This is a genomic window from Prevotella sp. PTAC (assembly GCF_013166535.1).
Taxonomy (GTDB): Bacteria; Bacteroidota; Bacteroidia; order Bacteroidales; family Bacteroidaceae; genus Prevotella.
This window is the reverse complement of sequence record NZ_JABKKK010000006.1, coordinates 48966-71624: the sequence shown is the minus strand read 5'-3', so window position 1 is coordinate 71624 and position 22659 is coordinate 48966. Positions and strand designations below refer to the sequence as shown.

Genomic DNA, 22659 nt, shown 5'->3' with positions numbered 1-22659 from the left:
CTCGATTTTATTCCGTAATTTTGCAACAACGAAACAACAAAATACTCGCTACAATGAAAAAAGGACTCATACTCGAAGGCGGAGCCATGCGCGGGATGTTCACCGTAGGCGTGACCGACGTGATGATGGAGCATGGCATAGAGCCGGACGGAGTGATCGGAGTATCGGCCGGGGCGGCTTTCGGATGCAACTATAAGTCAAGACAACCTGGAAGGGCGCTGCGATACAACAAAATTTTCGCACGTGACAAGCGTTACAGCGGTATCGGCTCGCTGCTGAAAACGGGCGATTTCTTCAACGCCGAGTTTGCCTACCACACCGTACCGACACAGCATGACAAATTCGACAACGAGACATTTGAGCGGAACCCGATGGAGTTTTATCTCGTATGCACCGACATCGACACGGGAAAGGCCGTATATAAGAAATGTGAACGGGGCGGGCATGAGTTCTTCGACTGGGTGCGCGCCTCGGCATCAATGCCCGTGGTGTCGCGCGCCGTGGAACTCGACGGCATGAAACTGCTCGACGGCGGCATCACCGACTCCATACCGTTGAAGTTTTTCGAGAGCATCGGCTACTTGCGGAACATAGTAATTCTCACCCAACCGAGGGACTATGTGAAACATCCCAACAAAGCTATGCCGCTCATTAAGATAAGCCTGCGCAAGCACAGGGGGGCCGTCGAGGCAATGATGCACCGCCACGTGATGTACAATGAACAGACTTCATACGTGGCAATGGCGGAAAACGAAGGACGGTGCCTCGTAATACGCCCTGACTCTAAACTACCGATAGGCCATATTTCGCACGACCCCGAGGAGATGCAACGGGTTTACGACATCGGACGCGAGACCGGACTGCGGCATGTGGAGGCCATGAAAAAATTTCTATCAGCATCGGAATAAACATCCGCCGCCAGTGTTTTTTCATCCGTATGCCACAATATCACGCTGTTTCAAGTCGATGTTTTTCGGCTTTTTAGTAACTTTGCACGCATTATGAGAATAGACATCATCACAGTATTGCCCGAGATGATCGAGGGCTTCGTCAACGAATCGATACTGGCAAGGGCACAGAAGAAAGGCCTTGCCGAGATACATCTGCACAACCTGAGGGACTACACGAACGACAAGTGGCGGCGCGTGGACGACTATCCTTACGGGGGATTCGCGGGAATGGTGATGCAGTGCGAACCGATAGACAGGGCTATCTCGGCACTGAAAGCGGAGCGCGATTACGACGAGGTGATATTCACGTCGCCCGACGGGGAGCGGTTCGACCAGCACGTGGCCAACGAGCTGTCGATGAAAGGCAACATCATAATCCTATGCGGGCACTACAAGGGAATAGACCAGCGTGTACGAGACCACCTCATCACACGGGAGATAAGCATAGGCGACTATGTGCTCACGGGCGGAGAACTGGCCGCCGCCGTGATGGCCGATGCCATAGTACGCGTCGTTCCGGGAGTGATCGGCGACGAACAGAGCGCACTTTCCGACTGCTTTCAAGACGACATGCTGTCGGCTCCGATATATACCCGCCCGGCTGACTATAAGGGTTGGAAAGTGCCGGAAATACTGTTGAGCGGCAACGAGGCCAAGATTAAGCAATGGGAACTCGACCAGGCCATGGCACGCACGGCCCGACTGCGCCCCGACCTGCTCGAAGGCAAAGTGGAATAACCTACCGGCTTAATTTTATTTAATCGCATGACACGATACATGCAATGGGTATATTTGCTTTTTTCGGAAAGATTGGACCTTTTTTCTTAAATGATAAAGCCGGAAACAAATCTACTTTGCTTCCGGCTTTATCATTTAATTACCACTTTCCGGCATACCGCCTTATTTACTTCTTGTTCGGTTTCTGCTTGAAACTGTATGCCAAACTGAGCATAACATAGCGCGGAATACTGTTGTACCACCTCTCTGTACGACCCTGTGCATTCACTGTATAGCGCACGTTAGACAGTTGATGAAGTATGTCGAACGCCGAGAGTTTTGCCATTATACGGCCTTTCATGAACGAGCGGCTTATCTGTGCGTTCCATATAAGGTCGTCTGTATTCATCGTACTGCTTGCATATCCGCGTCGACTGAACATGTTCATGTCCGTAGACACATTGAGCTTTATCACAGAAATGGTATATTGCAGGTTTCCGCCAAACTGATAGTCAAAAACGTCGATAGTCTCAAAATTATCAATATTGCCTGTGCTGTGACGGACGGTGAGTTTTCCCACGATGCCGGCAGACAATGTCTTGAACCTATATGTCAGTTTGGTGTTGAGACGAGTATACACATTATCAACCTTGCTCAGCACGTTGTTGGCTTCATCGTAGGACACGGCAAAATCCACACTGCGCTCGTATTTCACGCTGCCGTCTATGCCAAAACGCAGTCTTTTGGCCTTGTCTACCGGCATATCAGTACCTCCTTTCACGCTGGCGTTCCAATTGCCGTCCACATTACCGTCCTTGTACACATAGGCACCGGTAGTCGAATTATAAGTGGTACGCCTCCCTATAAAACGCTGACTGACTCCAATATCAAAACCAGCGAATGTGCTTCCTCCCGTCTTTAGGTTCTTGAAGGTTATCAGGCCGCTACCTTTGTGATTGATGGTACTTTTCAAATCGGGATTACTGATGTACAACGACAGCTCATCGGATGTGTCGACAACCGGCATCATGCGTTTTAAATCAGGCTGCTTAACACTAAGTGAGTAACGCAGAGTTATGGGAGTGTTTCCAAACCGCTTGTATAATATCGACGGCTGGAATAGCATTTTGTTTCTTGTTGCCACCGTATCAAGTGTCGATTGCATATAGTCGAGCTTCTCACTGATATGACTTAGCGGTAAAGTGAAACGTATATTGTATTTCTCCGTGTACTTCTGTAACTGCAAATTCAAGTAGTAATTGCGCGTCAGAAGAATGTTCTTTACACTGTTTTCTGTGTCAAACGCCAAAAGGCGGTCTTCTTCCGAAACAGGAATGATGCCGAGATGATCGTATATTTCGCTGTCAAGACGGTCGAGACGGTACAGCAAATTATTATCAGTCTTTCTGTCCTGTGTGAATGTCACGCTTGCTTCCAGATCCCATTTATCGGGCAACGCATAAATATATCCCATTTCAAATGAATATCTGTAATAGTTATCACGGCTGTCAAAATATCTGTTTTTCAGTTGTTCTTCACCAGTAGCATCGTATTTCGTGGCCTCCATATCAAAACGATCGGTCGGTTGATTACGATAATAATTGCCGTAAAAATTGGCAAAAAAGGAATCTCCATTATTAAAAGGCTTATACCAGAACACGCCCCAAGTAAACGAAAGATACTTGTTTTCGCTGCGATACAGATTATGGCGACTATTCACAAGCGTGGCACCGCGCTTCGTAGAGTCCACACGTTCGTTGTTATAATTACTAGAAAAGTAGTTCATAGTCATATAAGTACGCAGGTTGATCTTCCGAAAATGGATTTTGTTGCCTGTGTAAAAAGAGAAATCTTTAGATCTGCGTACATTTTGGTTCCACTTGTTTATGTTGCCATCGGCAGCGAAAGTCTCCGACTGTTGCCCGCTGACATTATCCCCATCGGTCCATCTCACGGTAGCATCGAAAGTCTCCTCCACACGCTTTTCCTTGTCTTCCGTCTGCAAATGAACACCCGTATACTTGGTCGCCAGCAAACCTTGCGTCCGGCCACTCGGTGTCCAATCACCGTCGTTACCTGGTTTTCTGTCTTCGTTCACGTTGTTAATATTGCCAAATGCGGATATCCGGGTATGGTCATCGTAATATAGTCCGAACGCCCTCGACATATACCTGTCTTCCGTTCCCATTCCCCCTTCGGCGTTGACGATGGATCCCCGAGCATACTCACGCTTGAGTCTGACGTCCATCACAAACTCTTTCTCCTCAACCTCACGCCCTAACATATCGCTCATCTCCGTCGACTTATGATACACCTTTATGTCCTTCACCGTGAAATAAGGCAGATTTTCAAGCATAATCTTGTTCTTTCCTTTAAAGAAATCCTTGCCGTTAAGTGTCAGATAATCTATCTTCTCACCATTGATGTATATGTCGCCGTTGTCTTTCAGTTCCGCGCCGGGCAACTGACGTACAAGCGCATCGAGCATCGATCCTTCGGGAAGATTGAACGCCGAGGCATCATATACTATCGTATCACCTTTATACGCAACCTGCACCTTGGTACCTGTGACCACCACTCCGCCAAGCTCCACATCCTTAAAGATGTCGTCTGCCTTGCGCTTGATCAATATTGTCGGAACTATATACTGTTGCTTACGCCCTGTTATTTTAAGTTCATAGTCAGTATATGATGTCTCATAGCCGTCACTTTCTATTCTGATTATATACTTGTCATCCCGCTTCGGAACATCAACAATATAAAAAGAGTTTGTCTTGTAACCACTGAGCGAGTCTTCCGTTATTACCGTCGAGTCGGCGGTCATTATACAAAACTTACCATACATCCTCGCCTTGGTAAACGAGTCATATACCTCTCCGTGTATCTCAACGGTCTTTTCCTTCTTCGCCTTCTCCTTTCCAGCACCCTGGGCGCCTGCCGTAAGGGCACAGAACACCGGGGCAAGGAGAATTATCCACTTGCAGATTGTATTCATAAATTATTGTAATTTGATTGTCTTTTAATATAAAGAAAAGACACGGAAGCACTTAGATAGTACAAGTTTCATCTCCTTGTCCCAAACTTTCTATCTTTCATTTTCTCTGTGTTTCCGTGTCTGTCCTTTTCGTTATGTGCCTGACTTCTTGTCAGTCTCAATACCGGTTATCAACACATATATGTTGAATGCTTATCTTATACCCATTGCCGGCCAAGCATAAACAGATGCGCTATCTATCAAATATTTCATCCATTTTCTTTTCAAGCTCAGAACCGTATATGTCCGAGGCGATGATGCGTCCGTCTGGCCCTATCAACACATTCTCCGGGATACAGCGCACACCGTACAGGTCGAGAACCGACTTTCCGTCATATTCGAACGGCGTATACAGATGTGTCCATTTAAGCCCTCTTTTATCCACATAACGCTTCCAGAGGTCTTTATCAGTGCCGATAACGACGCTTATTATGTTCAATCCCTTATCGCCATACTTATTCATCAATTTCTTATATATAGGGAAATCTGTTCTTGACGGGTTCCACCGTTCTTTCCAGAAGTTTAGTATCACATATCCTTTGCCTATAAACTCGCCCAGCCTGCGCTTCCCCCCGGCCGTGTCTTCCAGTTCCGCATCGACATATTTCATGCCCGGGCGGCGCTTTTCCAATCCTGCGAAATAATCTCTTGCCGGGCGTAATATCTCATTTGAATCATTTTCCAAGAAGCCATTAAAAAGCCCGTCAAGTTCCTCATAGCTCATTGCCGAATAGCAATCGGCGAGAAGACATGCCGCCACCATGGCATTATCACAGTTTCCAATGGTCTCAATCTCAATTCTTTTAAGGCTGTCACAGAGGGCCTCGTAGCCTTCATTATCCACTATTCTGCGACTGCCGTTCACACTTACTGTATATTTTTGCCTGTCTGCTATTATATTTTTAAAACGCAGTTGGCACTCTCCCAACTTCATATTTGTCTCCGAACCGCTCATAACTCCCGTTCGCATATCAATAACCACCGGTATACTGTCGGCCATGAGGCGCCATTCCCGTCCCATTTCGTCTGAAACAGTCACCGGATTATCTTTGCTTACCAAGCCAGAAAAAGAGAATTTACCGTCTTTCACCTGTACCGCATACGTATCGGCAAACGTCTGTTTGCTGTCGGTTACGAATATCCGACGGATGTCTCTGTCTGTTCTTCCACTGACATTAAACGTCCCGTACTCCTTTAATTCAGACATATCGTAAGTCTCAAACATAAGCTTCACATAGTTGCGGTTTGCCAAATCCTTATTGGAAACTGACTCGAAAAGCACATCTCCATCAGGTATGTGAAACGTTTTGCCGTTCAACACCGTCTTGGCATTAGCTATAATATTGTACCGTGCCCCGGAGGGAGTGATGTCGAGCAACGCCGACAATTCCTCATCCATCGCCTTATACTGCGTCTCGGTAAGATTTCCCTTGAAATCGGCGGCCAGTTTGCTGATGAAGTAAGCCACCGCATCACAATCCATCTGCCTATTGTCTTTAACGTATTCGGAATACAATCCGTTGAGATAAGCCATCTGTTCACGAAGATTTATATACTCTTCCGACTGATTACCGCCTTTCGAAGCGACTTTATTTAAATTATCCCTATAAGAATCTTCAATAAATTCCACCATCCGCCAATGCGTCCCCGACAGCTCCACCACGTTGCCGTCTATCATCCGCCATGTAACTCCTTTGGAGTCGATATACTCCACATCATGCCATGTGAGCATGTAAGACGTGCGCCGATTATCACTTTCCTCAAAACAGAGATAACGGAAATTGTCTCTGTCATCTATCCTGAAATTGAAAAATACCCGCCCATATGCCGCGTCAGGCCACATAAAAGAGACTTTACCAAATGGCCTACCGGCTTCTTTTTGCGGAAGCACAAACATAGAAGAGGAATATCGTATATTGTCGGCAAAGGCTTTTTCCAACCGTACCAAAGGAGCTGGCAGTTTATGGTCATCTGCCTTTCCCTTCGGGTACGTATACTTAAAATTCCACTCGTAAAGTCCCGTTCCACGATGTGACAGCACAGATTTAAACTCGGAAGCGGCCTTGAAGTGTTCCAGTTCCTTCTTCATGTTCTTCGCTCCGACATTGTCCCGTGCCGGAATTGCGACCGAAACCAGCAGCGATACCGCCATTATTACCAGCTTTCTCATATAGTTTGCCTCCTTAATCCGGTTTTATTTATACATTAATATTATACTGTAATACCACTCACGCCATACGTATGCTCACCAATGCCCGTATGCTTCATAGTCTTGATTGTCTCTCGTTATCTTGTCGACAAGCACCCTTCTCATCAACCTTTGCAACCGCGAGTCGCTCTCGATAAGCTCTTCCACACGTGCGATATACACACTGTCACTCACGTTTTCGAGTCCCCGCTCTATCCGTTCTATTATGTCCGTAAGGCTGTCGGAGAGTGTCATGTCGGCGTTTATAATCTTTTCATCGGCAGAGGACGCGAGCAAATCCGGCTCGGCAATATCCGGTTGCGACACCACTGGCAATTCAACATCTTTCTCCACCGTGGGTTCCACCACCTCTTGCAAGCCCGGCCACTCCTTTATTATGGCAGGCCCGACAGGTGGCAACCCTGCCTTAGAATTACGATTTGCCTCCACCTTTGCCACAACGGGTATATTGCAGTCCTCTCGCCCGCCGAACTTCACACCAGCCAAGAACACGAAAGCGATGACGGCGGCGGCAGCGGCGAGACGAACAAAGAGCGTGCGGCGGCGGCGACCGGCTACCACCCTGTCGTACTCATCGGTCATATCTTCCACGAGCCAAGCGTCCGTGTCAGGCTCGTCAACCGCAGGACGGATAATGTCACGCAGCATCTTCTGCTCCGCCGTGACACCGTCTCCTTTCAGAAGGTCGTACAACCGGCGTTCTTCTTCCCTCGTTGTCTCACCCGCCAGAAAACGGTTCGTAAGTAGTTCTATATCTTTCATAAGTAGCCTCCTCTCTTTATAGTTTCAAAAAGTTTGCGTCTTGCAGTGCTGAGCATGGCGCTCACGGAGCGCGCTCCTATTCCCGTGGCAGCCGATATCTGCTGTATGTCCATATCCGCCTCATGCCTCATCCTGTAAAGGCGTAGCTCAGATTTGGTGAGACCGGCAAGTGCACGGTTTAAAACCATCTCGCCGTCTTTCGCCTCCACAGGTGCCGTCGGCCTGTTGTCCACAGACATCCTCTCGTCCACCGGCACCGTCCTGTGGGCTTTCTGCCTGCGCCACTCGCTCACACATAGATTTTTAGCCATGCGCACGGCAAGCGCCTCAACCCCGAGTTGCACATTTACCCTGTCCCGCATTATCCACAACCGTGTAAGTATCTCCTGAGCAATATCCTCTGCCTTGTCGTCATCGGCAAAGAACTCACGTCCCACTTTCACCAGTCGCAGACGCAGCTTTTCGGCTATATGTTCAAACTCTATTGTTGTCATATCCGTATTTAATACGCAAAGAGGAGCACGATGTTAAGTAAAAAAAACGAAAAAAAATTCCACCGATATGTAAACATCTCATGCGAAAACAAGACCACAAGCATCGTCATCTCTCTGAATTAACTATCATAAAGTTAACATGTTTATTTAATAATATACATCTACAGCATAGACTTTAAACCAAATTTAACATTACGCAAGTGTCATATTTATTACGCCTCATACCGAAAAGCATGCAAAAACAAAACCTTGCCACTATACATTTCAGTATACGGAGCATAGTCTGTTTCGCACATTCAGACGCAAAAGCGCAACATTTCATTTCAAATACTCACAAAACACATTATATTAGTTACGGATTGACACAAATAAATAAAATTAAAGATTAATTCGTTGGCCGTTATCAATAAATAGATTACCTTTGCAATAAATTTTAATCGCATGAAAAATAAACTGAGAAGTGCAGTATGCACGGAAGGAAGAAGAATGGCCGGTGCCCGTGCGCTATGGGTAGCAACAGGAATGAAACGGGAGCAATTCGGCAAACCTATCATAGCCGTCGTGAACTCGTTCACGCAGTTTGTGCCAGGACACACGCACCTTCATGAAATAGGACAGATAGTAAAACAAGAGATAGAGGCAATGGGTTGCTATGCGGCCGAGTTCAATACGATAGCCATCGACGACGGAATAGCGATGGGACACGACGGCATGCTCTACTCACTGCCAAGCCGCGACATAATAGCGGACTCGGTGGAATATATGGTGAACGCACACAAGGCGGACGCAATGATATGTATCTCAAACTGCGACAAGGTGACACCGGGAATGCTGATGGCATCCATGCGGCTCAACATCCCAACGGTATTCTGCTCCGGCGGTCCAATGGAAGCAGGCAAATGGCGCGGCGAGAACGCCGACCTCATCACGGCAATGGTGAAAGGTGCCGACACGTCGGTGAGCGACGACGAGATGGCCGAGATCGAGGGTTGTGCATGTCCGGGCTGCGGAAGCTGCTCGGGAATGTTCACCGCAAACTCTATGAACTCTCTCACAGAAGCCATCGGACTGTCGCTGCCGGGCAACGGCACGATATTAGCCACACATAAAAACCGCATACAACTGTTCAAAGATGCCGCACGGCAGATTGTCAAAAATGCGATGGCATACTATGAGGACGGAGATGAAAGCGTATTGCCGCGCTCGATTGCCACACGACAGGCTTTTCTTAACGCCATGGCTCTCGACATAGCGATGGGCGGAAGTACCAACACCGTGCTGCACCTGCTGGCAGTGGCGCAGGAAGCCGGCACCGAGTTCACGATGAAAGACATCGACGAGTTGAGCCGCCGTGTGCCATGCCTGTGCAAACTGGCCCCTAACACGCAGAAGTACAGCGTGCAGGAGTGCGGCCGTGCGGGTGGCATTCTCGGTATCATGAACGAGCTTTACAAGGGCGGACTGATAGACGGGAGCACCATGCGCATAGACGGAAAGACGCTCGGCGAGCAACTGGAAAAGTACGACATCACGACAGGCGGCACCGACCCCGAGGCCGACAGGATATACCAAAGTGCGCCGGGAGGACACTTCTCGACAAAGATGGGCAGCCAGGACGCACAGTGGGGCACGCTCGACACCGACCGTGAGAACGGGTGCATACGCGATTTGGAGCACGCCTACACCAAAGACGGCGGGCTGGCAGTGCTTTTCGGTAACATAGCACAAGACGGATGTGTGGTAAAAACTGCGGGAGTGGACAAGAGCCTGTGGCATTTCAGCGGACCGGCACGTGTGTTCGACTCTCAGGAAGCCGCATGCGAGGGCATTCTCGGCGGACGGATAAAGAGCGGAGACTGCGTGGTAATCACAAACGAAGGACCAAAAGGAGGCCCCGGTATGCAGGAAATGCTATACCCCACCTCATATATTAAAAGCATGCACTTGGGCAAAGAGTGCGCCCTTATTACAGACGGACGCTTCTCAGGCGGAACGAGCGGACTGAGCATCGGCCACATCTCGCCCGAAGCGGCTGCAGGAGGAAACATCGGCAAGATAAAAGACGGAGATATAATAGAAATAGATATACCCTCACGTTCTATCAACGTGAAGTTGAGTGATGAGGAACTGCACGCACGGCCTCAGCAGCCTCTGACCAGGAAACGTGAGGTATCAAAAGCTCTTCGGGCGTATGCCAAGAGCGTAAGCTCAGCAGACAAGGGCGGAGTGAGAATGATTTAATAAAGAGAAATTAAGGAAATTGACGTAGAAGTTAAAGAAGTCAAGGAAGTTAATGAAGTTAAAGGACAATACTATTGGTCGCTCCTTTCTCTTCCGTAAAAAGAACAGGACGTACAATGAAATTTACACGTAACAAAGTAATGTCTTTAACTCCCGAGTTGGCGTAGCCTACGATAACTACCTTAACTTCCAATAAAAGAGTATTGTCCTTTAACTCCAGAGCGAGCTTGCGAGTGATAACTCCTTTAATTTCCGAATAGAACAACATAAGTAAAAACAAATGCCAAAAGAGATTATAACAGGAGCGGAAGCGCTGATGCGGGCACTCCAAATCGAGGGAGTGAAAACCATCTTTGGTTATCCCGGCGGTTCTATCATGCCCGTATACGATGCACTTTATGACTATACGAGAGGCGAAAAGAAGGCGTTCGACCATATTCTGGTACGCCACGAACAGGCCGCCGCACATGCGGCACAAGGGTATGCGAGAGTAAGCGGGAAGGTGGGAGTTACACTTGTGACGAGCGGTCCAGGGGCAACCAACACCCTCACGGGTGTGGCCGATGCCATGATGGACTCTACACCGATTGTAGTTATAGCCGGACAAGTAGGCGTCGGAGTGCTCGGCACAGACGCTTTTCAGGAAGTAGACCTTGTGGGTCTGGCTCAACCCATATCGAAATGGAGCTATCAGATACGCAGGGCCGAAGATATCGCATGGGCTGTGAGCAGGGCATTCTACATCGCCCGCTCGGGACGTCCCGGCCCTGTGGTACTCGACTTCGCCAAAAACGCGCAGATAGAGACAACGGAATGGCAGCCGGCCCACGTGGATTATGTGCGCAGTTATATGCCATATCCCAAACCTGACAGCAACGCCATCACCGAGGCTGCCGCACTGATAAACAATGCCGAACGACCGTTGGCACTGGTAGGACAAGGCGTTGAGTTGGGCAATGCGCACAACGAGCTTATAGAATTTATTGAAAAAGCCGACATCCCGGCCGCACGTACACTGCTCGGCCTGTCGGCACTACCTACAAATCACAAGCTCAACATGGGCATGCTCGGCATGCACGGCAACCTGGCCCCTAATATCAAAGAGCAGGAATGCGACGTGCTGATAGCCATCGGCATGCGGTTCAGCGACCGTGTGACAGGAAATCCGGCCACATACGCAAAGCAGGCGAAAATCATACATCTCGACATAGACATATCAGAAATCGACAAGTGCATAAAAACCGATGTGGCCGTTGTTGGAGACTGCAAGGAAACACTGCCAGCAATCACACGGCTGTTGCAGGAAAACAGCCACAAAGAATGGTGCGACAGTTTCGAACCGCTCAAAGAACGGGAGACAAACAACGTGATAAAACCGGCGATACAACCAGAGGAAGGTCCGCTCCTTATGGGCGAGGTTGTGAATGCCGTTGCCGAAGCGACAGAAGGCAATGCCATACTCGTTACTGACGTAGGCCAAAACCAACTTTTCGCAAGTCGATACTTCAAATACAATAACAAACGTTCTATTGTGACAAGCGGCGGTCTCGGAACGATGGGATTTGGAATTCCGGCCGCCATCGGAGCCTCTTTCGGCTCACCCGGGCGCACGGTATGCGTCTTCACCGGTGACGGAGGCTATCAGATGAGCATACAGGAACTGGGCACGATAATGGAGCAACAGATACCCGTAAAGATGATTATGCTGAACAACAACTATCTCGGTAACGTACGACAGTGGCAGGATATGTTCTTCGACAGGCGGCAATCTTTCACCAGAATGCTCAATCCTTGCTATGAACGGATTGCCGAAGCCTACGGAATAGGATACAGAAGGATAAGCGACCGTCATGAACTTGCTGACGCTGTAAGGGATATGCTATCCGCAAAAGGTCCATACCTGCTCGAATGCGCCATAAAGGAAGACGACAACGTATTGCCCATGACACCTCCAGGAAAGACTGTCGACGAGATGATGTTGGACGTAAATATCTAAGAGAAATGGAAGAAAAGAAACTTTATACACTGCTGGTATACTCAGAGAACATAGCCGGAATACTGAACCAGATAACGGCCGTATTCACCCGCAGGCAGGTGAACATAGAGAGTCTCAACGTATCGGCTTCCAGCATAACGGGACTTCACAAGTACACAATCACAGCGTGGAGCACCGAAAACCTGATAACGAAAATAACAAAACAGATAGAGAAAAAAATCGATGTGGTAAAAGCCATATACTGCACCGACGAAGAGCTTTTCATCCGTGAGACGGCTCTATACAAACTTGCCACGGCCACAGTGCTCGACAATCCGGAAGTATCGAGAACGATAAGAAAACACGAGGCCACCATAACAGAGGTCAATCCGACTTATGTGATAGTGACGAAAAGCGGACTTACGGAAGATATTCTAAGCCTGTATGAAGCCCTTAACGCTTTCGGTTGCGTGCTGCAATACACACGCTCGGGGCGCATTGCCGTGACAAGAAGCATACAGGAAGAGGTTTGCGAATATCTCAAGGAAAGAGAACAGGCTGGAAGATAAATATTGGAAATGGAAAAAACAGGAATATATTCGTTCATGGCCGAGCCGTTTCACTGCGACTTTTCGCACCGGCTCTTTATGGGACATCTTGGTAATCATCTGCTGAACGCCGCCGACTTCCACTCTTCAGACCGTGGCTTCGGCATGGCGTATCTGAACAAAGTGCACAAGACATGGGTATTGTCACGCCTTGCCATCGAGATGAATGAAATGCCGGCACAATACACCAAATTCAATGTCGAGACATGGGTGGAAAGCGCAATGAAATATTTCACCAACCGAAACTTCCGCATTGCGGACGAAAACGGCCATGTATTCGGATACGGCCGCAGCGTGTGGGCAATGATAGACACACGCACACGGCAACCGCAAGACATACTGGCTGAACGCGACGGCGAGATAAACGGGTGGATAGAGCCAGGCAAGGAGTGCCCGATCGATAAAAGCTCGCGTGTGAAAATGAGCGACAATGCCGAGCATGTGGCTACGATTGACACACATTACAATGATGTGGACGTAAACGGACACATCAATTCGGTGAAGTACATAGAACATGTTCTCGACCTATTTGACATTGATTGGTATAAGGAATACCGGATAAAGAGGTTCGAAATAGCCTACGTCGCAGAGAGCCACGGAGGCGACAGGCTGGCTTTCTATCGCGAAACGGCAGGCGAAAACGAATGGAACATACGCATTGTCAAGATTGAAAAAGAAAGCGACAAAAATATCGAAGTGTGCAGAAGCAAAGTCGTTTTTGCAAAAATATGAAAGTAAATTTGGAGTTTACGCTTTAATTTTATACTTTTGCAACTCTATTTAATAACAACAGACAATTTAACAACAGGCGGTCTTTCGCAAGGTCGTATAACAAAAAACTTATATATTATGGCAGAGATGAATTTTGGTGGCGTTATCGAGACAGTTGTCACCAACAAAGAATTTTCATTGGAAAAAGCGCGTGAAGTATTGAAAAACGAGACAATAGCCGTCATTGGTTATGGCATCCAAGGTCCCGGACAGGCCTGCAACCTGCGCGACAACGGATTTAACGTGATTGTGGGACAGCGTGCCGGAAAAACATACGACAAGGCTGTCGCCGACGGATGGGTGCCCGGTGAGACACTGTTCTCTATCGAAGAGGCCGCACAGAAGGGCACAATTATCTGCATGCTTCTTTCAGACGCCGGACAAATTCAGGCTTGGCCGACAATAAAGCAATACCTCACACCGGGCAAGACACTATATTACTCTCACGGATTCGCAATCAACTGGAGCGACCGCACTGGCGTGGTACCACCAGCAGACATAGATGTAATTCTTGTAGCACCGAAGGGTTCGGGTACATCTTTGCGTACAATGTTCCTTGAAGGCCGCGGCCTTAACTGCTCGTACGCCGTATATCAGGACGCATCCGGCAACGCAGAGGAGAAAACAATAGCGTTCGGTATAGGTATAGGAGCGGGATATATGTTTAAAACCACTTTCCAACGCGAGGCAACCTCCGACCTTACAGGTGAACGCGGCTCGCTGATGGGAGCTATAGAAGGACTGCTTGAAGCACAGTATGAAGTGCTCCGTGAGAACGGGCACTCACCGTCGGAGGCTTTCAACGAGACAGTGGAGGAGCTTACACAGAGCCTGATGCCATTGTTCGCACAGAAAGGCATGGACTGGATGTACGCCAACTGCTCCACAACGGCACAACGCGGCGCATTAGACTGGGCACCGCGCTTCCGCGACGCTATCAAACCGGTGATGCAGTGGCTGTATTACTCTGTAAAGACCGGCAACGAGGCACAGATTTCCATCGACAGCAACTCGAAAGCCGACTACCGCGACGGACTCAACAAGGAACTCGAAGCTATGCGTAACATGGAAATGTGGCGTGCAGCCGAGACAGTGCGTCAACTCCGTCCGGAAAACTGTGCCGACTGAACCGCACAATAACATCATGGCATTACGGGATAAAGCATCATTTGCGCTTAAAGTTTATTTGACAGGAGCAAACCGTAATATCCCGGCATTATGACATGAAATACAATCCTTTTCCGGATTATAATAATAATCACAGGGAATTGCCGTAAGGACAATTCCCTGTTTTTATATACATTCGTTCGCCATTTACAGATTTTATTAGTAATTTTGCAATAATCAAAACACTAACCAATAAAACAAAAATACAAAATGAAAAGTGATCCTAAAGAGTGCCTGTATTGCCAAAACAACGATACATTGCACAGTCTTATGATTGAGATTGCGAAGCTGGACGTTTCGCGCGTATTTATATTTAAGGAACAGACATACCACGGCCGGTGCCTCGTTGCATATAAAGACCACATAGACGACCTGAACCTGCTTAGCGATGAAGATCGCAATGCGTTCATGGCAGACGTGGCCAAAGTGACGAGAGCGATGCAAAAAGTGTTCAATCCCGATAAAATCAATTACGGAGCATACTCAGACACGCTCGAACATCTCCACTTCCACCTCATCCCCAAATATAAGGGAGGTCCCGACTTCGGTGGGGTATTCCGCATGAACCCTAAAGAAGTATACCTCACCGACGGTGAATATAACGACATGGCAGAGAAGCTACGCAAGGAATTATAATCGTAGCAAGCCCCTTATGGCAACACTATAATAAACCGGAAGAAGCACGGATTCGGCATTTTCTGTTCCCACTCATCATTGGCCAGGAAAATGAGTTCCGTCCTCCTCCGATTTATTATAGGCGGATATTATTTAAAAACATATTTCTTTTTAATTACTTAAAACTTAATCATACCAAAAACAGCGATGAGAAAAAGACTTATTTTATTCGGATTGTCACTCGCCGGGGGCGCTTTCGCACAGCAACGACAAGAGATAACGCTAAGCGAAGGCTGGTTGTTTTCTCGCGACAAAGCACAGTGGCAAGAAGTAAGAGTGCCGCACGACTGGGCCATCAGCGGCCCATTCGATAAGAAATGGGACTTACAGACGGTGGCGATCGTACAGAACGGAGAGAAGGAGAAAACAGAAAAATCAGGTCGCTCGGGTTCTCTGCCATGGATTGGCAAAGGCCACTACAAGACAACAGTAAGCATACCGAGCGGATACAGCCACGCCGAACTGATATTCGACGGTGCCATGAGCGAGCCGAACGTAAAGATAAACGGTAAGCAGGCCGGCTATTGGGCATACGGATACAATGCCTTCAACATCGATGTCACCCCATATATAAAGAGCGGTGAGAATACGATTGAGGTAGATCTTAACAATGTCGAGGAAAGCAGCAGATGGTATCCAGGAGGTGGAATATACCGCCCTGTGACCCTCGTTCTCACCGGTAAGGCGAGGTTTGATACATTCGAGACATTTGCCCGCACAGCCAAAGCCGACAAAAACTACGCAGAAGTGGAAGTGGACACCAAGGTCTCGGGAGACCTGAAAGGCGAAAACATAGGAATAAACATAGCGTTACACAACGCAAAAGGATACATCATAGCCGAAAGCCACTGCGAAAACACACCATCGGGAGATGTCCACACTGTGCTCGATATAAAGAAGCCAAATCTTTGGTCGCCCGAGAAACCGTATCTCTACAAGCTCGTCACGAAACTGTATAAGGACCATAAATTGATAGACGAGCAGACTGTCAATGTAGGAATACGCACAGTAAGCGTGACGAAAGAAGGCGGCTTCCAACTAAACGGGGTAACCAGAAAGATAAAAGGAGTATGCCTGCATCACGACCTCGGTCCACTCGGAGCGGCAGTGAACAAGGCCGCACTAATCCGACAGATAAAGATGATGAAGGAAATGGGTTGCGATGCCATACGCACGGCACACAACATGCCTTCCAAAATGCAGATGGACATCTGCGACTCACTTGGCATGATGGTAATGGCAGAAAGTTTCGACATGTGGAAATATCCCAAGTGCAAGAACGGATACGCGCGCTTCTTTGACGAGTGGGCGGAGAAAGACATGGCAAATCTCGTGCGCAACCACCGTAACCACCCGTCTATCGTGATGTGGAGCATAGGCAACGAAATTCCGGAGCAAGGCATGAAAGGCGGAACCACGATGGCCAAAAATCTTCAAGACATCTGCCACAGACTTGACCCCACCCGCCCGGTGACCCAGGGAATGGACAGGGTTGACAACGCCATGAAGACCGGGTTCGCTCAAGTGATGGACGTACCTGGATTTAACTACCGGCTGCACAAATATGACAAAGGACTGAAAGAGTTACCGCAAGGTTTCCTGCTCGGAAGTGAGACGGCGTCTACCGTCAGTAGCCGCGGCGTATATAAATTTCCGGTAGAAGTGGCATCAAACAGGACATACGCCGACGGTCAATGCAGCGGCTACGACACGGAATACTGCCCGTGGAGCAATCTGCCTGACGATGACTGGCGCTGGCAAGACGACTACCCGCAAGTGATAGGTGAGTTCGTGTGGACGGGATACGACTATCTTGGCGAACCTACACCCTATGACGAATACTGGCCGAGCCGCAGCAGCTATTTCGGTATATGCGACCTTGCCGGACTGCCGAAAGACCGCTACTACCTGTATCGCAGCAAGTGGAACACAAAGAAACACACCACCCACCTGTTACCACACTGGACATGGCCCGGCCGAGAGGGAAAAGTAACTCCCGTATACTGTTATACAGACGGGACTGAAGGCGAGCTGTTTGTAAACGGCAAAAGTCAAGGACGTGTGCGCAAGAATAAGGATAGCCGCCTCGACCGCTACCGACTGAGATGGAATGATGTGGTATACGAACCCGGCGAAATTACTGTCGTCACCTACGACGCAGAAGGCAGGGAAACGGGCCGCGACACGAGACGCACAGCCGGCAAGCCGACCGAATTAACACTGAAAGCCGACCGCACAAACATCTCTGCCGACGGAGATGACATGGCTTTTGTCACAGTCAGTCTGTGCGATAAAGACGGAAACATCGTACCCGACGGAGCAGACCGACTGACATTCGAGGTGGAAGGCTGCGGAGCATTTCAGGCTGCCTGCAATGGCGACGCCACATCGCTCGAACCGTTCACCAAGCCGACCATGAAACTCTTTGCCGGCCAGCTTGTCGTCATAGTACGCAGCACTAAAACGGCAGGAACGATGACACTCACCGTAAAAGACAAACAACGGAACATATCCAAGTCGATAGACATAAAGACTATTTGAGCCGATGACGGAAAATTGGCACGCAAATCAAATCGGTTGTAATAATAAAGTCACAAATTTAACACTTTGTTTTTACTCAATCTAAGTCGATTTGCACCATACAAATCACGATATACAACACGATAAGCCGATCTCCCTAAATTAGTGGGAAATCGGCTTTTTTGCATTCAGACGCTCGTTGGAACGCAATTGGCACGTTATTGCAAGACGTTTAGCCGCCCGTTGGCTTCCAATTGATTGCTAAACGCAATGCATCGAGCGTCTAAATGCAGACCAATAAGACACTTGTTATAAAAAAACAGCAATGAGGGTCAGATCTGTTTGGAAACATTTTCCGGCCAAACCGGCATATCAGACTGACAAACAGCCAGTTGCGCAAATATTGAAAATACGCCGATATTTTCGGTCATAGGATTTGTTTTTTCAAAACAATCGAAATATAAACGATCGTTTGTATGATTTTTTCAGCATTATGACTAACAATAAAAACAAACTGCGCTTTATAATAAATGATTAATAACCTAAACTTCAAACCACACAAAACCTATGGGCAAATCCATTAGCCCACAGCATATCCAATATCAGGACTACTCAACGTTCATCCACATAAAACGGCAGAATAACAAAAAATATCCCCGCAACCATTTTTGATTGCGGGGAAGTCTGTTTCCTATTCTGAAAAAGCAGTCTGCTATTACTTCGTAGTGTCAGTGAAAGTTACCACACGGTTGAAGTCAACCTCATCGAACAACTTGTCGGTAGCACCCATACCCTGTACAGAAAGACGGTTTGCAGAAACCTTGTAACGCTTGATTAGAGCTGATTTAACTGCGTTTGCACGAGCCTCAGACAGTCTCTGGTTCAGTTCGAGACTACCCTCGGGAGATGCGTAACCCTTGATAAGGATCTTAGCCTCCTTGTGGTTCTTCATATATGTGGCAATCATTGAGATGCTTGCATACTGAGCAGCGTCGATCGTGCTCTTGCCCTGCTGGAAGATTACGGTAGGCTGCAGAACGTTCTTGTTCTCATTAACCACAACTGTCGGTTTCTGGTTCTTCGCCGCTGCAAGCTGAGACTGGAGATCGGCAATTGTTCTGTTGTTGTTACCGATAGTGTTGTCTTTGTTGCTGTTGTCAGCACGAAGCTCGTTGATCTTTGAGTTCAGAGCGTCGATTTCCGACTGATTACGGAGTTCGGCAACCTTAAAGTTGTGAGTACCGTTGCTGTTACCTAATTTATAGTTCACACCTACGAGTACACCAAGTGCCGAATGGTTTGAGTTAAACTGTATCTTGTCACCTGCATTCATGCCGTAAGTGATGTTAGGCTCTACATAAACCTGCCACTCTTTGTCAGCTCCGAAGTTGAAAGCGAAGTCAAGACCGAATTTAGATGTGAGCACGTTCTCGTCCATGCCCTGGACACTCTGTGTGTGGAAAGCGTGTCCCCAACCGAGACCGTATACACCGATTACCTCAAATACGCGTGGTGATCCCGGATAACCGCCAAACCAGTTGCTGAAATTGGTAGTACCGAGCAGCGACAGGTTCATACCCTTAACAAATGTTCCGAGAGGACGGAACTCGCTTCCTTTGTTGTTGAAATAAACCTCACCTTCTGCTGCCAGTCCGAATACCGGAGTGAAATTACGACCGATGCGCAGACCTGCGGAAGGATTGACATTCTTAAATAGTGCGTTGTGACTTGTCTTTGTATTAAGACCTCCATTCACTCCAATATACCAGTTGTCTGTCAATTTGCTCTCCTCAACAGTCTGAGCAGACATTGTTTGTGCAGACAACGCTGCAATTGCAAGCGTAAAAAATACTTTTTTCATACGTCTAATGTTTTTAATGAATACTCTAATTTAACTATTCTCTTTGCTTTGATTGCGTTGCAAAGTAAATACAAAATCCACCATCAACCAAATTTTTAAGTAAATATTTGCACAAAAGGTCATTATTCATGATATTAAAACATTTGGTATCTCTTTTTTTACACTTATATGGTAAAAAAGTATGAAAAAAACATTGGTTATATTCTTTGTTTCTTATATTTAAGCTAACTTTGCGGGTAATGAAAAAAAGAATAATAATGATTACGGGCGGACAACGCTCTGGAAAAAGCCAATATGCCGAAAAACTGGCTTTGAGCCTCAGTAACAGCCCTGTATACATGGCTACGGCACATGTATGGGACGATGAGTTCAGAAAACGTGTGGAAATACACCAGCGGCGACGCGGCGACCAATGGACTAATATCGAAGAGGAAAAAGAACTTAGCCGCCACAACATAAGCGGAAGGGTAGCGGTAATCGATTGCATAACGCTGTGGTGTACTAACTTTTTCTTCTCACGAAGCAAGGCCGAATGGGAACAACCATCGGTCGAAGAGGCACTGGCTGCAATACAATCCGAGTTTGACAGGTTTACGGCGCAAGACGCCACGTTTATATTTGTCACCAACGAGATTGGAAGCGGAGGAGTGAGCGACAACTCGATACAGCGACGGTTTACCGACCTTGAAGGGTGGATGAACCAATACGTGGCAAGCCGGGCAGACGAGGTGGTGCTTATGGTAAGCGGTATTCCTGTGGTAATAAAATCTGACAACGATGATAAAGTTTAACATAAAAAGTCCCGACAAATCCATGCTGGGCGACATACGCGAAAAGATAGATAATCTCAACAAGCCCAAAGGATCTCTGGGGAGATTGGAAACACTCGCCGAACAGATATGCCTGATAGAGCAATCACTGTGCCCAACGCTCAAAAAACCGCACCATCTGCTCTTCGGCAGCGACCACGGCATCGAGCGTGAGAAAGTAAGCGTATCACCAAGAGAAATCACCTGGCAGCAGATGATAAACTTCACGCAAGGTGGCGGAGGCGTAAACATGTTCTGCCGGCAACACGGATTTAAATTGAACATCATCGATATCGGTGTCGATTATGATCTTAGCAAGTATCCGGAAATCATCAACCGCAAAATCACAAACGGTACAAAGAACTTCCTGCATGAGCCAGCCATGAGCCAAGAAGAGTTTAAAAAGGCAATCAAAATCGGTGCGGAACAGACAGATGAATGCGCCGACAAGGGATGCAACATAATATGTATGGGGGAAATGGGTATTGCAAACACGTCTCCTTCAAGCATTTGGATGAGTATTTTCGGTAATATTCCACTTGACGAATGCATAGGAGCGGGAGCCGGACTTGCCGACGACGGCATACGGCATAAACGCGAGATACTGAAAGCCTCGGTGACGAATTACCGGAAATGGAACGCCACACAGCCAGAAAACAATAACAATACAAATGAGACTATCAACACCATACGCTACTTCGGAGGATTCGAGATGGTGGGAGCCATCGGCGCAATGCTGCGTGCCGCCGAGAGGAACATGATTATAATGGTGGACGGATTTATAATGACGGCTTGCGCCGTGGCTGCAATCAAGCTCTATCCTGCCGCAAAAGAATACATGGTATTCGGGCACTGCGGTGACGAGAACGGGCACCGCCGGATGCTCGACATCATCAAAGCGGAGCCTCTTCTGAACCTCGGCCTGCGTCTCGGCGAAGGTACCGGGGCATTATGCGCCTACCCTATTATCGAGAGTGCCGTAAGAATGATCAATGAAATGAATAATTTTGACAATGCGAATATCACTAAATACTTCTAAATGGTACGATAATATATGGGCTGCGATGATATTTTTCACACGTCTTCCGCTATGGAGAATACATCAACCTCCACACGAAAGCTATCGCACTGTCGTTGAACACTGGCCGCTTGCCGGATGGATAACGGGGGCAGTGATGGCCGCCACTCTATATTTCGGAAGCATGTTTCTACCCTATCCCGTCGCCATTATCATGGCTGTTTCCTCCCGTATACTGCTCACAGGAGCATTACACGAAGACGGCCTGTGCGACTTTTTCGACGGCTTCGGCGGCGGTGGCGGCAACAAGGCACGCATTCTCGAGATAATGAAAGACTCACGTATAGGTACTTACGGAGTACTGGGCATAGTGCTTTACATTGCCTTGCTTGCGGCCGCTCTCTATTCGATGCCTCCAAAAATTGCGGCGTTCACGATACTTGCTGCCGATCCATACGCTAAAATGATTGCCGGACAGATTATAATGATGATGCCCTATGCCAGAACGGAAGAAGAATCGAAAGCAAAGACCGTATATCGCAAAATGAACGTCACCGCGTCACTGAGCCTGGCGGCACAAGGTTTATTACCACTTGCTGCATATATATATATTATGTATGTTCATATAGACTGGCAACTGCTTGTGTTCACTCCGTGCATCGTCATGTATTTCCTATATCTCATGATATGGAACAAACTGAAGGGATATACCGGTGACTGCTGCGGTGCGTTGTTTCTGCTTGTCGAACTGAGCATATATATCACTGTCGCAGGAATGATTTAGTCATTACCGAATATTCCTGATGCCTGTCTCAAAGTATATAATATGGCTGTTTCGGGGATTACCA

17 protein-coding genes are annotated in these 22659 nt (G+C 47.8%); 12 read left to right on the top strand and 5 right to left on the bottom strand.

All coding sequences use genetic code 11. The annotated features are described in order from the left end of the window. The first annotated feature begins 53 nt into the window (after positions 1-53). Positions 54-908, top strand: a complete 855-nt coding sequence (locus tag HPS53_RS05775; RefSeq protein ID WP_172205201.1) for a patatin family protein — start codon at positions 54-56, stop codon at positions 906-908. A 93-nt stretch (positions 909-1001) separates the two neighbouring features. Further along, a complete protein-coding gene (gene trmD / locus HPS53_RS05770) occupies positions 1002-1688 on the top strand; it encodes a tRNA (guanosine(37)-N1)-methyltransferase TrmD (RefSeq protein WP_172205005.1) in 687 nt (228 codons plus the stop codon). Between the two features lie 166 nt (positions 1689-1854). Here trmD and HPS53_RS05765 read toward each other — a convergent pair whose 3' ends face one another. From HPS53_RS05765 to HPS53_RS05750, 4 genes are all read right to left on the bottom strand, one after another. After that, positions 1855-4662: a hypothetical protein gene (locus HPS53_RS05765; protein ID WP_172205003.1), complete on the bottom strand. Its 2808-nt coding sequence runs from the start codon at positions 4660-4662 to the stop codon at positions 1855-1857. A gap of 232 nt (positions 4663-4894) precedes the next feature. After that, positions 4895-6871: a peroxiredoxin gene (locus HPS53_RS05760; RefSeq protein ID WP_172205001.1), complete on the bottom strand. Its 1977-nt coding sequence runs from the start codon at positions 6869-6871 to the stop codon at positions 4895-4897. A 75-nt stretch (positions 6872-6946) separates the two neighbouring features. After that, entirely contained in the window at positions 6947-7672 is a 726-nt protein-coding gene (locus HPS53_RS05755) for a hypothetical protein (RefSeq protein ID WP_172204999.1), read from the bottom strand. After that, entirely contained in the window at positions 7669-8166 is a 498-nt protein-coding gene (locus tag HPS53_RS05750) for a sigma-70 family RNA polymerase sigma factor (RefSeq protein ID WP_172204997.1), read from the bottom strand. Before HPS53_RS05750 ends, HPS53_RS05755 begins: the two co-directional genes overlap by 4 nt. 441 nt (positions 8167-8607) lie before the next feature. Here HPS53_RS05750 and ilvD point away from each other — a divergent pair, with 441 nt between their 5' ends. The 7 genes from ilvD to HPS53_RS05715 all read left to right on the top strand — a co-directional run bounded on the left by ilvD (position 8608) and on the right by HPS53_RS05715 (position 18144). After that, positions 8608-10407, top strand: a complete 1800-nt coding sequence (gene ilvD / locus HPS53_RS05745) for a dihydroxy-acid dehydratase (RefSeq protein WP_104369408.1) — start codon at positions 8608-8610, stop codon at positions 10405-10407. A gap of 280 nt (positions 10408-10687) precedes the next feature. Further along, a complete protein-coding gene (gene ilvB, locus HPS53_RS05740) occupies positions 10688-12403 on the top strand; it encodes a biosynthetic-type acetolactate synthase large subunit (RefSeq protein WP_104369406.1) in 1716 nt (571 codons plus the stop codon). 5 nt (positions 12404-12408) lie between these two features. Continuing rightward, complete coding sequence (ilvN, locus tag HPS53_RS05735; protein WP_104369405.1) at positions 12409-12951, top strand: acetolactate synthase small subunit; 543 nt, start codon at positions 12409-12411, stop codon at positions 12949-12951. Between the two features lie 9 nt (positions 12952-12960). Continuing rightward, positions 12961-13722 carry an acyl-[acyl-carrier-protein] thioesterase gene (locus HPS53_RS05730; RefSeq protein WP_104369404.1) on the top strand — a complete coding sequence of 254 codons (762 nt, stop codon included), beginning with the start codon at positions 12961-12963 and terminating at the stop codon, positions 13720-13722. Positions 13723-13839: 117 nt separating this feature from the next. Further along, positions 13840-14889 (top strand): ketol-acid reductoisomerase, encoded by a 1050-nt coding sequence (ilvC, locus tag HPS53_RS05725; RefSeq protein ID WP_104369403.1) that lies wholly within the window; start codon positions 13840-13842, stop codon positions 14887-14889. Between the two features lie 231 nt (positions 14890-15120). Then, positions 15121-15564, top strand: coding sequence for an HIT family protein (locus HPS53_RS05720; protein ID WP_255401893.1), 444 nt, complete (start codon positions 15121-15123; stop codon positions 15562-15564). Between the two features lie 186 nt (positions 15565-15750). Next, complete coding sequence (locus HPS53_RS05715) at positions 15751-18144, top strand: glycoside hydrolase family 2 TIM barrel-domain containing protein (RefSeq protein WP_172204995.1); 2394 nt, start codon at positions 15751-15753, stop codon at positions 18142-18144. Positions 18145-18838: 694 nt separating this feature from the next. Here HPS53_RS05715 and HPS53_RS05710 read toward each other — a convergent pair. Beyond that, positions 18839-19984, bottom strand: a complete 1146-nt coding sequence (locus HPS53_RS05710; RefSeq protein WP_172204992.1) for an OmpA family protein — start codon at positions 19982-19984, stop codon at positions 18839-18841. A gap of 239 nt (positions 19985-20223) precedes the next feature. Here HPS53_RS05710 and HPS53_RS05705 point away from each other — a divergent pair, with 239 nt between their 5' ends. The 3 genes from HPS53_RS05705 to cobS are packed head-to-tail and all read left to right on the top strand — an operon-like array spanning position 20224 to position 22595. Continuing rightward, positions 20224-20775, top strand: a complete 552-nt coding sequence (locus tag HPS53_RS05705; RefSeq protein ID WP_104369399.1) for a bifunctional adenosylcobinamide kinase/adenosylcobinamide-phosphate guanylyltransferase — start codon at positions 20224-20226, stop codon at positions 20773-20775. Continuing rightward, entirely contained in the window at positions 20762-21832 is a 1071-nt protein-coding gene (gene cobT, locus HPS53_RS05700; RefSeq protein ID WP_104369398.1) for a nicotinate-nucleotide--dimethylbenzimidazole phosphoribosyltransferase, read from the top strand. The genes HPS53_RS05705 and cobT overlap by 14 nt, the downstream gene beginning before the upstream one ends. After that, positions 21807-22595 (top strand): adenosylcobinamide-GDP ribazoletransferase, encoded by a 789-nt coding sequence (cobS, locus tag HPS53_RS05695; RefSeq protein ID WP_104369397.1) that lies wholly within the window; start codon positions 21807-21809, stop codon positions 22593-22595. Before cobT ends, cobS begins: the two co-directional genes overlap by 26 nt. Positions 22596-22659 lie beyond the last annotated feature (64 nt).

Excerpts from the sequence above, each read along its gene's own strand:
- cobT (WP_104369398.1), top strand. The coding sequence starts at position 20,762 with ATGATAAAGTTTAACATAAAAAGTCCCGACAAATCCATGCTGGGCGAC.
- HPS53_RS05715 (WP_172204995.1), top strand. The coding sequence starts at position 15,751 with ATGAGAAAAAGACTTATTTTATTCGGATTGTCACTCGCCGGGGGCGCT.
- HPS53_RS05765 (WP_172205003.1), bottom strand. The coding sequence starts at position 4,662 with ATGAATACAATCTGCAAGTGGATAATTCTCCTTGCCCCGGTGTTCTGT.
- HPS53_RS05760 (WP_172205001.1), bottom strand. The coding sequence starts at position 6,871 with ATGAGAAAGCTGGTAATAATGGCGGTATCGCTGCTGGTTTCGGTCGCA.
- HPS53_RS05710 (WP_172204992.1), bottom strand. The coding sequence starts at position 19,984 with ATGAAAAAAGTATTTTTTACGCTTGCAATTGCAGCGTTGTCTGCACAA.
- HPS53_RS05775 (WP_172205201.1), top strand. The coding sequence starts at position 54 with ATGAAAAAAGGACTCATACTCGAAGGCGGAGCCATGCGCGGGATGTTC.
- HPS53_RS05755 (WP_172204999.1), bottom strand. The coding sequence starts at position 7,672 with ATGAAAGATATAGAACTACTTACGAACCGTTTTCTGGCGGGTGAGACA.
- HPS53_RS05730 (WP_104369404.1), top strand. The coding sequence starts at position 12,961 with ATGGAAAAAACAGGAATATATTCGTTCATGGCCGAGCCGTTTCACTGC.
- ilvD (WP_104369408.1), top strand. The coding sequence starts at position 8,608 with ATGAAAAATAAACTGAGAAGTGCAGTATGCACGGAAGGAAGAAGAATG.
- trmD (WP_172205005.1), top strand. The coding sequence starts at position 1,002 with ATGAGAATAGACATCATCACAGTATTGCCCGAGATGATCGAGGGCTTC.
- HPS53_RS05705 (WP_104369399.1), top strand. The coding sequence starts at position 20,224 with ATGAAAAAAAGAATAATAATGATTACGGGCGGACAACGCTCTGGAAAA.
- HPS53_RS05750 (WP_172204997.1), bottom strand. The coding sequence starts at position 8,166 with ATGACAACAATAGAGTTTGAACATATAGCCGAAAAGCTGCGTCTGCGA.
- cobS (WP_104369397.1), top strand. The coding sequence starts at position 21,807 with ATGCGAATATCACTAAATACTTCTAAATGGTACGATAATATATGGGCT.
- ilvN (WP_104369405.1), top strand. The coding sequence starts at position 12,409 with ATGGAAGAAAAGAAACTTTATACACTGCTGGTATACTCAGAGAACATA.
- ilvB (WP_104369406.1), top strand. The coding sequence starts at position 10,688 with ATGCCAAAAGAGATTATAACAGGAGCGGAAGCGCTGATGCGGGCACTC.
- ilvC (WP_104369403.1), top strand. The coding sequence starts at position 13,840 with ATGGCAGAGATGAATTTTGGTGGCGTTATCGAGACAGTTGTCACCAAC.